The organism is Alistipes provencensis (assembly GCF_900083545.1).
Lineage (GTDB): Bacteria > Bacteroidota > Bacteroidia > Bacteroidales > Rikenellaceae > Alistipes > Alistipes provencensis.
This window is the reverse complement of the sequence record NZ_LT559262.1, coordinates 581,235-595,082: the sequence shown is the minus strand read 5'-3', so window position 1 is coordinate 595,082 and position 13,848 is coordinate 581,235. Positions and strand designations below refer to the sequence as shown.

The window sequence follows — 13,848 nt, the reverse complement described above, 5'->3', positions numbered from 1 at the left end:
TGTCGGATTAATAACCGTAATAGTTTTTGAGCATGCCGCGGTGGCTGGCGATGGCGTTGGTCGGGATGGGTGTCAGATAGCGAACCGGATCGTTTTGGGGATCGACGGCCAAGGCGTTCGATGGATTGATATAACCTCTGAACGAGTATTGGATCGTTGTTGAAGGACCGTAAACCTCGTTTGTGGCGGTGACGAATGTATTGAATAGGTTGGAGGTGCTGAACCCGGCCGGGGCCGTAGCTAAACGGGTATCATAGCCGGCCCATTCGAGTTTCTGGACGATGGGCGCTTCGGTAGAGGGTACCTTTTTCCAGTAAACCCGAGCGGGGTAGTCGCTGAAACGTCCCGTGATAGGGATCTCGCTGTTAGTAATTCCCCGGGCGTCGTAGCCCATCTCTTGCCAGTCGAAATACATGTCGCGGATAGTTTGGCCGTAGAGGTTCCAGCGAGCCAGGTCGTAGGCCCGGTGCCGTTCGCCTCCGAACTCCCAGGCTCGCTCGTTGACGATGGCCCGGAAGAACGATTCCCGGTCGCCCAGTGCTTCGACATAGGCTTCCACCTTCTCCGAATGGTCAGCGGTGTCAAATGCCCGCCGACGGACCTCTTTCAAGGCTGCTTTCGCCTCTGGTGTAGGACCGTTGTGAATTTCGTTGGCGGCCTCGGCATACATCAGCAGAATGTCCGCATAACGCATGTAGGGGTAGTTGATGCCAGAACCTTTGTTTGAACCTTTGCCCAGCGGGGAGTTCATCCAGAACCGGTTCCATTTGCCACATGTTGTGGTGGCTCCGGCCATGGCAGTCTGCGTGAGGTTGTCTTCGTAGCGGAACATCGTGCAGGTGACGTCGCGGCGAAGGTCTTTTTTGTCGAAGGTCATCATGTAGGAGGTACAGAGTTTCAGGGCTCCGCTCGTATAGCCGTAGGGATGGCTGGTGGTGTTGGCGCCATCGGCATCCTTGATACTGACGATGGTAGTGCCGCAGTAATAGCCGTATTCGCCGGCGCCGCCGACTTTGGCTGGAACGTCGAAGATGTTGTCGTCACCGGTTGGGACGATCCAGTTGCATTCGTCCTTCCAAAGACCGATGAAGCTTCGCCCGAGGATGTGCCGGCCTTCGGTGATGACTTTTCCGGCATACTCTTCGGCGATCTCATAGTAATCCTTCCAGTCGTCGCTGCGTTTCATAGAGCCTCGGGCAGAGGAATTGGCATAGTCGGGGCGCAGACTGTATCCTCCTCGGGTTAGGGCGATACGAGCGATGAGTCCTTGGCAGAATTCGCGTGAGACCCCTTCGCATCCGAGTGTTGACTGCGAGGCGTAGCGAAGCAACGGTTCGGCCTTTTTCAGGTCTTCAATCATGTCCGAGAGGATGATGTCGCGGTCGGTAGCGCCGATGAACAGCGCTTCCTTGTCGCCGGCTGAGATTCGCCGATAAGGAACGTCACCCCAATTACGCACCAAATCGAGGTAGTATATGGCCCTTAGAACATGGGCTTCGGCCCAGTAATGCATGACATTCGAAGGTTTGGTCTTGTCGGCCTGAGCGTACAGGCTGCTGGCCTCGATGCCTTCGATGACATCGTTGGCCCGGTTGATGCCGTCGTAGAGGGCCGACCAGATATTGTTGAAGGCCGGTGTGGTGGGTGTGGCGTTGTAATTTGCCTGGTTGAGTGTCGAAGGGTTGGTGACGGCTGCGAACTCGACGTCTGTGTTGGGGTTCAGGCTTTGCGTCATCTGCCCGACGTAGAGGTACGGGCCGACCATCGGTGCGTAAATGCCGATCACTGCATTGAACATCTCCGTTTCGTCGCCGAAGACGTATTTGGCGGTGAACTTGGAGGGAGAATCCACGTCAAGGAATTTGCTGCATGAGGTCAGGAAGGCCAAGGCAAGAAGCGCGGTGCTATATATAGTTTTTTTCATAATGATCTCCGTTTTAGAATTTGAGCTCGATGCCGGCCGTGAAAGTACGGCTGCGGGGGTAGACATTGTAATCCATACCGGGGGTCAGTCCTTTCTGGATGTTCACTTCCGGATCGAAACCCGAGTAACCCGTCCATGTCCAGAGATTGTATCCCGAAACATAGACGCGCAGTCCTTCGACGCCGAATTTGCGTGTGATACGCTGCGGCAGGGTGTACCCTAGTGTCAGGGTGTTTAGGCGAAGGAACGAACCATCCTCGATCAGGTCACTCATCGGTACACCGGAGGTGACCGAAAGCGGGGAGTAGGTCTTTGCGTTTTTGTTTCGCTCGGCCAGGGCCGTGGGATTGGTGCGCAGGTCATTGCCCGCCTGGTCCATGTAGGTAAAGCGTCCATTCATCTCGGAAGAGAGATTGTAATAGTTGTGACGCCACATTGAGTTCAGGTACATCTTGTTGATGTTGTAAACATCGAACCCGTACATGAAGTTAAAGAATGCCGTCAGGTCTATACCCTTGTAGGTCATCGTCAGACCGAACCCGCCCGAGAACTTCGGATTGGTGTTCCCGATCTCGGTGATATCGTCCTCGGTCAGCAGGTAAGGATTGGCTGCACTCTCATCTACGGGAGATATTTTCCTGAACTTGATGGAGCCCGGTTGCAAGGGCCAGTTGCTGATATTGCCGCAGTTGACCGTCTTGTCATTGAGAACCCATGCGTTGTGGGCTTCATAGTCATGAAAATCCGAGATCTTGTAGAATCCGTCGTTGACGAATCCGTAGATCAGTCCCATCTGGCGGCCGACCTCCATCTTGTAGTCGTAGCTGGTGAACCATTCGCTGCTGCCGCTCTTGATCCGCCATTCGTTTTCACCCGAAGCGAGTTTGTCGATCCGGTTCTTGTTGAAGCCGATGTTGAAGTTGACATCCAGCGTAAGATCTTTCTTGCGGAGGATGCTTCCGTTGAGTTGGATCTCGATACCCCGGTTAGAGGTCTGTCCCATGTTGGTTAGTTGTTTGAGATAGCCCGACGAATTGGGAATGTCGGACGGTACCAGCAGGTCTTTGGTCGTATTCCAGTACACGTCGACCGTACCCGTCAGCCGGTTGTCGAAAAACCCGAAGTCGACGCCTGCATTGCGTGTGACGGTCGTTTCCCATTTCAGCGAGGGATCGAAAAGATACTGTGTGTTGGAGAACTGATAGTAGCTGTAATCCTGGTTGTTGAAGCCCGGCGCTCCGTCGGTCGTGATGCTGTACGTCTGGCGCCAAAGGTCGTCAGAGATGCGGTTGTTTCCGGCCAGACCGTAGCTGAGACGCAGTTTCAATTCGGAAACGGCTTTTGCGTTTTTTAGGAATCGCTCTTCGGAAATCTTCCATGCTACCGAGCCGCCCGGGAAATAACCCCATTGTTTGCCGGGGGCGAATTTGGTGGAGCCGTCGGCACGCATGGTGAAGGTGGCGTAATACCGGTTCCGGTAATTGTAGAGAATGCGTCCAAAGAATGAGGCCATTCTGACCGGAGTCCCCTTTTCGCTTGACGTGATGTAGGGCGTGCCGCGGCTGAAGTTGTTCAAGGCAGATTCGGCGGTGATTGTGGCCGGGAAATAGCGGGCACTGGCGAAGGTACTTTCGCTTTGGGAGTGGTTGATCTCCTGTCCCAGCAGAATGTTCAGGTTGTGGCTGCCGGCCAGACGAGTCCGGTAGGAGAGTGTGTTGGCGAAGCGGTAGCTGTATTTTTGGCCGTTGGTGCGCTGGGCGGAGGGCAGGTTGTTCATACCCGCACCGCGTGCCATGTTGGAGAGTGTGCCGTAGAAGCGGTCGTCCCCCGTGACGTCGAGGTTGAACCCGTATTCCGAGCGGAACGTCAGGTTTTTGATGATGTCCCACGAGATCGAACCTTTGGTGCTGACCTGGTAGAGTTTGCGTTGTTGGTAGTTCTGAACTGCATCCTCGGACGGTTTGTAGACCGAGCTGATCGGAAGTCCGTTTTCGTCGAGTTCTTCATCTTCATCATAAATTTCGGAGCCGCCGGCGCGGAGACCTTGTACCGGACGGTAGCGGAGCGCTTTCATCACCGTTCCTCCCGGGGCCGTGCCGGCTCCGTCGATACGGCGGTGGGTGAAGGTCGAGTTTGTGCTCAGGACGAGGTTAGGACGAAGATTGTGGTCGAGTTTCAGGTTGATGTTGTTGCGCATGAGTCCCGTACCGACCAACTGGCCTTTGTCGTTGTTGTGGGTGTAGGTGATGTTGAACCGGGTCTTCTCGTTGCCACCCCCGATGGTCAGGTTGTAGTATTGGGAGATGGGATTACCGCCCAGAATGTCATCCTGCCAATCGTCACCTTTGACACTTTTGTAGATGTCCAAGTCGTCGAATTTGCCGTAATAGGATTCGAACGTGGAGGTATTGCCGTTGCGGATTAGATTGTATTCGTACTCCATCATGGCGAATTCGTAGGGGTTCATCAGGTCGAGTTTCTTGGCCAGCGTATGTATCTGGATGTATGAGTTCAGGGAAACCGTCGTCCGGCCGGTGCGGGCTCGCTTGGTCGTGATGATCAGTACGCCGTTGGCGCCTTGTGCCCCGTAGATTGCCGTCATGGACGCTTCTTTCAGCACGTCGATCGATTCGATGTCCGACGGTGGAATTGTACTGATGTCGTCGACCGGGAACCCGTCCACGATGAACAACGGCGAGTTGTCTTGTGTGATGGAACCGCCGCCGCGGACGCGGATGGAGATCTCGGCATCCAGCGAGCCGTCGGCCGTGGTTACCTGAACGCCCGGCATTTTGCCGGCAAGCGCTGAACTGACCGATGTGGAGGGAATTTTGGCGAGTGTAGCTCCGCTGACCGATGCCACGGATCCCGTGACGTCGCTCCGGCGGATATTGCCGTAACCGGTCACCACGACATCATCGATTTTCAGGGCCGAAGGTTTCATTCGGACATTGATCGTCGTCTGGTTCCCGACGGTCGCTTCGAAAGGCTCGTAGCCGATGAAAGTGTAGAGAAGCGTCGCATCGGCTGAGGCGGAGATCGAGTATTTTCCGTCCGCTCCCGTTGTTGTGCCCCTGCCCGGACCTTTGACAACGATGGCTACGCCGATCATCGGCGTTCCGTTTTCGTCGCTCACGGTCCCTCGGACAGTGATGTTGCGTGAACCCGATTGCTGTCCGTAGGCCGTTTCGGTCTGTATCGGCGAAATGAGCAATACGGCCAGGAGTAAGGAACACAAGGCAGGCAGGGACCCGCCGGAGTCCTTGAAAAGGTAGAACTTTTTCATCTGGTTGGATTTTGGTTTGGTAGCTGTTTGGGTTTAAGAGAATTTCCGCGCGGGAAGGTCTTTAAAGTCCGTGTTTCTGTTTCCACGCCGGGTATTCTTTTTTGAAGAGCATGTCGGGCCAGTTCCCATAGAACTGGTAGCCCGCACGGCGCTGTTGCGGCACGTCGAACATGTCGTAGAGAATGACCGGTGGTGTCACATAATCCCCGAAAATGGGAACTTCCGATTCGAGGTGGTAGAACCGGGCCCACATATCCTTACCCGGAGCGTCGACGATGATCCGGTCTCGGTTGCCGTTAGCATCGACGATGTTTTGCATCTGCTTGTCCCGAATGCGGTGACAGTCGAGCCATTCCATGGCGGCTTGCACGGCCTGCTTGACCTCGTCGGAAGGATTGTCTACGGCCATCAGCGTGCGGATGATCCCTATAGTTTCACATCCGGAGAAGGAGGGGTGTTCGAACGGACGGCCGTAGGCGGGTTCGAGCGTGTTTTCGTCGTGTTGGGCGCACCAGACGGTCCTGATGCCATTTTTCACGATCTGGCAATTAAGGATGCACCGGATACCCTTGTTATAGGCTATTTTCGCTTTCGCGGCCATGTCATGCGATACGATCTCTTCGTAGAGAGGCGTTTCGGTATAGATGGCTTTGAGTACCGCTAGCAGGTTAGTTATCGCGTTGTCGTTGAACGTGATGCGGTCGTAGTAAGCCCGTCCTCGCAACGGGTAGAACATGGGCCAGCCGCCTTCGCCCTTGTATGCCGGTCCATACTGAGCTTTGAGAATGAAGTCGAGTCCTCGGTTGAAAGAATTGCGGAAACACTCGTTTTCGACACAGGCGTAGACTTTGGCGAGGAATTGCATCTCGATCGTCGTGGCGTCGTTGTCGAAAACGGCATCCGTGTTGCCTTTTTCGGAAACAATCCGTCTTTTTTCGGATTCGGTCAGAAAGTGGTGTATTTCGATGTTCTTCGGCCACCCTCCGATTTCACGTTGGTATAGCAGTACGTTTTCGGCGATGTCGAGCGCTTCGTTGGTGCCATACCACTCCTCGGGCATCGAAAGGGCTACGTTGCGCCAACTCATGCTTTCGCTTTTTCCTGCGAATTTTTCTTGAGTAACAATACATTCTATTTTCTGTTTCCCACCTTTTGCACGGAAGCCTACGGCGGCAGAGCGTTTTTGGTCGCGGTTGATTTTCGCTTCGAGCGTGACGGTGTTTTCACTGCGTTCCTTTTCGAGTAGCCAAGGCGCAGCGTCTTCGGGGATTGAAAGATCCCATTCGGACTCGGAGGTTATCCGGAGAATGAACGTTTCGCCCTGCGGATCGGCGGTTTTGGTCTGTGGGGTTATCCCGAAGGTGGATTTACGTCCTTTCTGAGTTATGTTGACGCCCGAAACACCTGAATTTCCGCCGTAGAGCCGTTCGATGCGGAGGGTCGAGTTCCGGTCCTCAGATCCGCTATTTTCCAGAACCGCGATGCCGATCTCGGCATTTCCGCTCCCGGAGAGCTGGGTAAGACCGATCCATTCGGCTTGTTGTTCGATGTTCCATTCGCCCTTACACAATATATTGAAAGAACCCTGTCCCGGTTCTGCCGAAAACTCGAGGCCCTGAGGGGCGACGGATAGCGGGTTGTTGGTTTCGGCTGAGGCGCTGCCTGTGCTGCAAGAAATCAGAAGTAGCGGAACGGTCCATTGCAGGAGTTTGAGTTTATTCATGACGGTCGTTTTAGGTTTTTTGAGCGGTGTGTACAGGACGTTCGTCAACAAGGTCTGAACTCCCGTTATTACAAAAGTAAACGGGATGGGGTTCACCTGTCAATACATTTTGATAAATAAACAGGATTTTTTGTTAATCGACCTTCTGGTAGTGTTCAGAGGTGTTTTTTCGGAAGATCGTTGGAGATATTCCGTGCCGTGCTTTAAAGATCCGTGCAAAGTAGGCCGGGTCGTTGAACCCCATCCGATAGGCGATTTCAGAGATCGAAAGGTTGGAATTTTTTAGGTACATTTCCGCCTTTTTGATACGGAAGTCGTTAAGCAGTTCCACCGGGGACATCTGTGCCAGCAGTTTCAGGCGGTTGTAGAACGAAGAGCGGCTCATGCCCGAAGGTGTGACCATGTCATCGATGATCAGGTCGGGGTTGGAATAGTTCTTTTCGAGCCACTCCATGATTCCTGTCAGGAATTTCTGGTCGCTTTCGTTGTTCAGGATGATTTCCGAAGGACCGATTTTGAAGACCCGCATACCGTGGATGAGCAGTCGTTTGCGGTGCAGAAGCAATATGACGCCTGTTACGAGCAGTGCCACGATCAGGATGTAAAGTCCGATTGCCATCCGGGTTTCCCAAAAAAATGGCGGAACTTCGACTTGGACCGTGTGTTCTTCGTAGATGTCGGGCGCTCCGGGGAGGAATGCCTGTACGCGGAATCGGTATTTTCCATAGGGAACTGCGGCATAAACGGCCCGGCGCTGGCCCTCGTCGTTTTGCCATGTCTTGTCGTAGCCTTCGAGCATATAGCGGTAGTGTACCCGATGCTGGACCGAGTAGTTGAGCGAAGTGTACGAAAAACTGAAAACCACATGTCGGTCGGGAAGCAAAACGGCTTGGATGCCAGCGGCGGCGGATTGTAGGACGGAGCCTTCCTGAGGCGATATCTGCCGGTCGTTGAATTGGATGCCGGTTATTTCCATGCGGATCTCCCGTTTCGAGTCGCCGGAGAAGTAGTCGTTGTCTACGACGTAGATCCCGTTCAAAGTGCCGAAAATGACGCGCTTGTCGTCGAGTGCCAGCGCTGTGGTTTCGGAGAGCATGGTGGTCCCGAGCCCCTCGTAGTTGGAAAAGACGCTGAGGACACCGTTGGCGGGATTCAGCATACAGATATGCCGCTCGGTACCGGCCCAGATATTGCCACGCCGGTCCTCGGTAATGCTTTTTACATCGTTTGACGGCATCCCCTCCCGCGTGGTGTAGCTTTTGAACCGGGGCTCTCCGTTGCTACCGATGTGACATTCAATCAGTCCGCCTCCTACGGTTGCCGACCAGATATTACCGTGCGAATCGGAGAAGAGGGCGATGATGTCGTTACTCAGTACGGTATGGCTCTCTCCGGTCTCTTTCCGGAATATTTTGGCACGGACGTCGTTGTGCTCCGGGTCGAAGAACAGACGTACCGTTCCCTCGGTGGTCCCGGCCCAGATGCTGCCGTCGGGGGCCTGGCAGAGGGCCCGGACCTTGCGGCATGTGGAACGGGGATATCCACGAAGAGCGTTGTCGGGAGTGAGGAACTTGACGGCACCGGCCGAATCGCGTTGCAGGAGATTGATCCCACCCCCGTAAGTTCCGATCCACAAACGCCCGTGTTTGTCTTCCAAAATGCTGTATACCATGTCGTTACCAAGACTATAAGGATCGGATGATATGTTGACGAAATGTTCGAAATGCAGAGGACCCTCCCCCTCTTTGTTATCAAAGGTCATACGGAACAATCCGTTCCCTTTTGTTCCCAGCCAGAACGCACCGCTTCGGTCCTGGAGGATTGCGTAAATGTATCCGAGAGGGTTGCCTTTGTCGTCAGTCGAAATTCGGTCGCGGACCTGCAAGTTTTTGTCAAGCCGGTACAGATAGCCCGATTTAGTGGCAGCCCACAGATTTCCTTGCCGGTCGAGCAGGAAGGCGCGGAATTCATTGTCAGAAATACGCTCGCTGTCCGGTTCTACGAAAACCCGGTCGACCGTTTTGTCCAAGATGGCGGCACGTTCGATGCCGCGTTCATGGGTGGTCATCCAGACAACATTGGAGGAATCGATCAGAAAATCGGTTACGACGTTCGAGAAGACGGGGGCCCGGCCGGGATCGTTGTGGAAATATTCGAACCGGTCGGTTGTCCGGTCGTAATAGCCGAATCCGCCTCCTGTCAGTGCGGCCCAGACGGTCCCGTCGTGCTCCGTGATTTTATCGATACCCCAATAATATTCCGGAACGGTGACTTTGTGGATGAAATTTGCCGTGCAGCCCGTTGCGGGGTCGTATTTCGTGATTCCGGGGCGGTCGGTCAGTATCCAGACCAGATTATGGCTGTCGATGAAAAGTCGTTTTACGGTGATTCCCTCTGGAAGGATTTTCCGGCATTCCCGGCTGAATGTGTTGATTTGCACGCAGCCTCCTTGGCCGGTACCGGCATAGAGCTGTTTTTCGTTTGTCGAAATCGCCAGAGCCGTGATGGGTTTTTGCAGGACGGCGAGCGGCTGGGAATTTATTTTTTCGTTTCGCAGGTTGTAATTATACAGAGAGCCATCGGAGGTTCCGAACCATACCTGTTCGCCGTGTGAAAGGATCGCTGTGATGTGGTGGCGTGTCAGCAGGGACTCCCGGCACACGAAGGAGCCGTTGTCTTCCGGATGTGAAAGCAGGGCTGCACCCCGGTTCGTGCCTGCCCATACGTTGGCATGTGAGTCTTCGCACAGTACGGAGATTTTCCGGTGGGGCAGCGGGTAGGACCGGAGGGCAAATCGGCCGGTAGTGCGGTCTATCGTGATTTGGATCAGCCCGGGCTGGTCGGTGGCGGCCCAAATGTCCCCCAACGAGGTTTGAAACAACGATCCGACCCGGAAATCCGGAATCTCGGGATTCCCGTGCGTCAGGCTCTCGAACTGCTCGGAACTGCAGTTGAAGCGGAATAGCTTTTCATCGTACATCTGGGCCCAGATGTTTCCGGACACATCTTCCATGAGTGTGTTGATGCGGTTGTGAAGCATCGGGGTCTGGCTTTTGTCGTCCGTGCGGTAATTCACGAAGCGATAACCGTCGAAGCGGTTCAGACCGTCCCATGTGGCCAGCCAGATGAATCCTTTCCGGTCCTGAATGATGTTTGAAACGGCGTTGTTGCTTAGTCCGTCATCGGCCGTGTAACGGACGTGCACGATTTCGGGCGGATGGGCTTCCGCATACGACGGAACAAGGGCTGGGCAGAGGCATAAACAACCGATCGCCACCACCTGCCAAACTCTCCATTTTACGTCAGCCCACAAGGTTATGTAAAATTTTAAAGCATATGGATAACTTATTTCGGGACAAGCGAGGCCTGAAATTTGTTCCGTTATTGCTTAGTAAAGATAGGAATTATTCGTAATTTTGACAAAATTTTATCTGCAAATGGGAAAAATACTTCGTTTGGCCTTTTTTGTAATTGCGGCGGTCGCTGCGGCCTGTGCTCCCCGCGAGCGGACCGTCGTGCTGCTGTCGACGAACGACATGCATGCCAAGATTCAGCACTTTCCGAAGCTGGCCTCGGCTGTCGCGGCGTGCCGCGATACGGCGCAGCTGGTGGTGCTGGTCGATGCCGGCGACCGCTGGACCGGCAACGCCTATGTGGACATGGCCGCCACGCCCGGGATGCCGATGATCGCCCTGATGAACCGGCTGGGCTACGACGTGGCGACGCTCGGCAACCACGAGTTCGACCACGGGCAGGCGTTTCTGGGCCGCATGATCGACAGCATGGATTTCGAGGTCGTCTGCGCCAATGTGGTGAGCGACACCTGCACCTTCCCGCAGTTGCCGCCCTACACCGTACTCGAGGAGAACGGTATCCGTATCGGATTCATCGGCGTGGTGACCAACTACGAGGGCCCCGGACATCCCGCGGGCAATGCCGCGAGCTTCAAGGGGCTGGAGTTCCCCGATCCGCAGCGGATGGCGATGAAGTACGCCGCCGAACTGCGTCCGAAGGTGGATGTGCTGGTGCTCGTGTCGCACATGGGCGACGACCGCGACGAGGAGCTGCTCGGTAAGGAGACGCAGTTCGACGTGGTGATCGGCGGACACACGCATGTAGTGCGGGATACGGTGGTCAACGGCACGCTGTTGACCCAGACCGGGAAGAATCTGGCCAATGTGGGCGTCACGGTGATAAAACTCCGCGGCAAGCAGGTCGAGAGCGTCGATTACCGCCTCGTGCCGCTGGCCGGTTATGCGCCCGACGCCGCTTATCAGGCCGAGGTGGACCGCTACTATGCCGACCCGCTGCTGAACAGGCCCGTGGGTGAGTTCGCCGGGACGGCCGACAAATGGGGCGTGGCCAACTGGATGGCCGAAGCGGTGGCCGACGAGACCGATGCCGACATCGGGTTTTACCACATCGGCGGCGTGCGCCTCGATTCGATCCCGGCGGGCGGCGTGGGCCTGGCGAAGATTTACGATCTGGAGCCGTTCGGCACCGAGATCGCCGTGATGCGGATGACGCCCGCCGATATGCGCCGCATGATCCTCTCGAAATACAACGACGAGGAGAACCGCAAGGAGGCCCACCGCATCGACCTGATCTCGACGACGCCTTATGTCATCGTGACCGACGCCGGCGACAATGCGCTCGACGTGCGTTTCCCGAAGCTGCGCGAGGGCAAGTCCTACAAGGTGGCCGTCAGCGATTACGTTTACAAGAACTACAACGACCTGAACTACACCGACGGCGGGATCACCGGCATAAGGGTGGCCGACGTGCTGTTGGAAGAGCTTGGGGACGACAGTCCGCTGGTGCCTGACAACAAGCCCCGGCAGGCGGTCCGCCGGAAATAAACGGCTGATTTTTTGCAGATTCGCTGAAAAGCACTACCTTTGTAGCCCTCGTATGCGCGTACATGATGCGCAGGCGGGGGCTATAGTTTTCAATATTAACCAATTAACGAGCGATTGTATCGCACAAGTTTCCACACATGGAAGAAGTAAAGAATGTAGTCGCAAACGAGAATTTCGACTGGAATGCGTTTGAGAACGACCTTGGTGTTTATGACCAAGACAAAACCCAGATCACCGAGGCTTACGACAAGACGCTTTCGAACGTCAACGTCGGCGAAGTGGTCGAAGGTACCGTAACCGCTGTCACCAAGCGCGAAGTTCTGGTAAACATCGGCTATAAGAGCGAGGGTGTGATCTCCATTTCGGAGTTCCGCTACAACCCCGATCTGAAGGTAGGCGACAAGATCGAAGTTTACGTCGATTCGGCCGAGGACAAGAACGGACAACTGGCCCTCTCGCACAAGAAAGCCCGTCAGCTCAAGAGCTGGGATCGTGTCAACGAGGCTCTGGAGAAGGACGAGATCATCAAGGGTTACATCAAGTGCCGCACGAAGGGCGGTATGATCGTCGACGTATTCGGCATCGAGGCGTTCCTGCCCGGTTCGCAGATCGACGTGAAACCCATCCGCGACTACGATGTATATGTAGACAAGACCATGGAGTTCAAGGTCGTGAAGATCAATCAGGAGTTCCGCAACGTGGTCGTTTCGCACAAGGCGCTCATCGAGGCCGAGCTCGAAGCTCAGAAGCAGGTCATCATGTCCAAGCTGGAGAAGGGCCAGATCCTCGAGGGTACCGTCAAGAACATCACCTCTTACGGCGTATTCGTCGACTTGGGCGGCGTGGACGGTCTGATTCACATCACCGACCTCTCGTGGGGCCGTGTGAACCACCCCGAGGAGATCGTGGCGCTCGATCAGAAGATCAACGTCGTGATCCTCGACTTCGACGAGGCCAAGAAGCGCATCGCGCTGGGTCTGAAGCAGCTCACGGCCCATCCGTGGGAGGCGCTCGACCAGAATCTCAAGGTCGGCGACAAGGTCAAGGGCCGCGTGGTCGTCATGGCCGATTACGGTGCTTTCGTCGAGATCGCTCCCGGCGTAGAGGGCCTGATCCATGTATCGGAGATGTCGTGGAGCCAGCACCTGCGTTCGGCTCAGGAGTTCATGAAGGTCGGCGACGAGGTCGAGGCCGTTATCCTGACCCTCGACCGTGAGGAGCGCAAGATGTCGCTGGGCATCAAGCAGCTCACGCCCGATCCTTGGGAGAATATCGAGACCAAGTATCCCGTAGGCACGAAGACCACCGCCAAGGTGCGCAACTTCACGAACTTCGGCGTATTCGTCGAGATCGAGGAGGGCATCGACGGCCTGATCCACATTTCGGACCTCAGTTGGACCAAGAAGGTGAAGCACCCCGGTGAGTTCACGTCGGTAGGCGCTGACATCGAGGTCGTGGTGCTGGAGATCGACAAGGAGAACCGTCGTCTGTCGCTGGGCCACAAGCAGCTCGAGGAGAACCCTTGGAACGAGTTCGAGAATCAGTATGGAGTGGACAGCGTTCACGAGGGTACGATCACCGAGCTGACCGACAAGGGCGCCGTAGTTGCTCTGGGCGAGAACATCGAGGGCTTCTGCCCCGCACGCCAGTTGGTGAAAGAGGACGGCTCGACCCCGAAGGTGGGCGACAAGCTCGATTTCAAGGTGATCGAGTTCTCGAAGGCCACCAAGCGTATCACCCTCTCGCATCTGCGCACCTACGACGAAGCTCGTAAGGAGGCTTTTGCTGCCGAGAAGGCCGAGAAGCGTGCTGCCGCCGACGCTACGAAGTCGACCGTGAAGAAGATCAACGCTTCGGTCGAGAAGACGACGCTGGGCGACATCGCCGGCCTGGCCGCTCTGAAGAGCGCCATGGAGGCTGCCGAGGCCAAGTCGGCCAAGAAAGCCGCTGCCAAGAAAGAGGACGAGGAGTAATCCCCGCATCCGGGGACGGGGAGGGTGCAACCTCCCGTATCCCGATAAACGGACACCCGCGCGAAATTCGTGCGGGTGTTTTT

At 55.5% G+C, this 13,848-nt stretch carries 6 protein-coding genes; 2 read left to right on the top strand and 4 right to left on the bottom strand.

Annotated features, from left to right (window positions below; all coding sequences use genetic code 11):
- Window positions 1-7: 7 nt before the first annotated feature.
- The 4 genes from BN5935_RS02585 to BN5935_RS02570 form a co-directional block, all read right to left on the bottom strand.
- The gene (locus BN5935_RS02585; RefSeq protein WP_064974715.1) at window positions 8-1,924 is read right to left on the bottom strand and encodes a RagB/SusD family nutrient uptake outer membrane protein; all 1,917 of its coding nucleotides are present in this window, start codon (window positions 1,922-1,924) and stop codon (window positions 8-10) included.
- 13 nt (window positions 1,925-1,937) lie between these two features.
- Window positions 1,938-5,210: a SusC/RagA family TonB-linked outer membrane protein gene (locus BN5935_RS02580; RefSeq protein ID WP_082943997.1), complete on the bottom strand. Its 3,273-nt coding sequence runs from the start codon at window positions 5,208-5,210 to the stop codon at window positions 1,938-1,940.
- Between the two features lie 61 nt (window positions 5,211-5,271).
- On the bottom strand, window positions 5,272-6,933 hold the full coding sequence (gene pelA, locus BN5935_RS02575) for a pectate lyase (RefSeq protein WP_064974714.1): 1,662 nt from the start codon (window positions 6,931-6,933) through the stop codon (window positions 5,272-5,274).
- Between the two features lie 133 nt (window positions 6,934-7,066).
- Window positions 7,067-10,246, bottom strand: a complete 3,180-nt coding sequence (locus BN5935_RS02570; RefSeq protein WP_147625759.1) for a ligand-binding sensor domain-containing protein — start codon at window positions 10,244-10,246, stop codon at window positions 7,067-7,069.
- Window positions 10,247-10,370: 124 nt separating this feature from the next.
- On the opposite strand from BN5935_RS02570, the gene BN5935_RS02565 reads away from it, so the two are divergent.
- Both BN5935_RS02565 and rpsA read left to right on the top strand, forming a co-directional pair.
- Window positions 10,371-11,792: a bifunctional metallophosphatase/5'-nucleotidase gene (locus BN5935_RS02565; protein WP_064974712.1), complete on the top strand. Its 1,422-nt coding sequence runs from the start codon at window positions 10,371-10,373 to the stop codon at window positions 11,790-11,792.
- Between the two features lie 137 nt (window positions 11,793-11,929).
- Window positions 11,930-13,765 carry a 30S ribosomal protein S1 gene (gene rpsA / locus BN5935_RS02560; protein WP_064974711.1) on the top strand — a complete coding sequence of 612 codons (1,836 nt, stop codon included), beginning with the start codon at window positions 11,930-11,932 and terminating at the stop codon, window positions 13,763-13,765.
- Window positions 13,766-13,848 lie beyond the last annotated feature (83 nt).

Coding starts and splice junctions, on each gene's coding strand:
- BN5935_RS02585 (WP_064974715.1), bottom strand. CDS start 1,924: ATGAAAAAAACTATATATAGCACCGCGCTTCTTGCCTTGGCCTTCCTG.
- BN5935_RS02580 (WP_082943997.1), bottom strand. CDS start 5,210: ATGAAAAAGTTCTACCTTTTCAAGGACTCCGGCGGGTCCCTGCCTGCC.
- pelA (WP_064974714.1), bottom strand. CDS start 6,933: ATGAATAAACTCAAACTCCTGCAATGGACCGTTCCGCTACTTCTGATT.
- BN5935_RS02565 (WP_064974712.1), top strand. CDS start 10,371: ATGGGAAAAATACTTCGTTTGGCCTTTTTTGTAATTGCGGCGGTCGCT.
- rpsA (WP_064974711.1), top strand. CDS start 11,930: ATGGAAGAAGTAAAGAATGTAGTCGCAAACGAGAATTTCGACTGGAAT.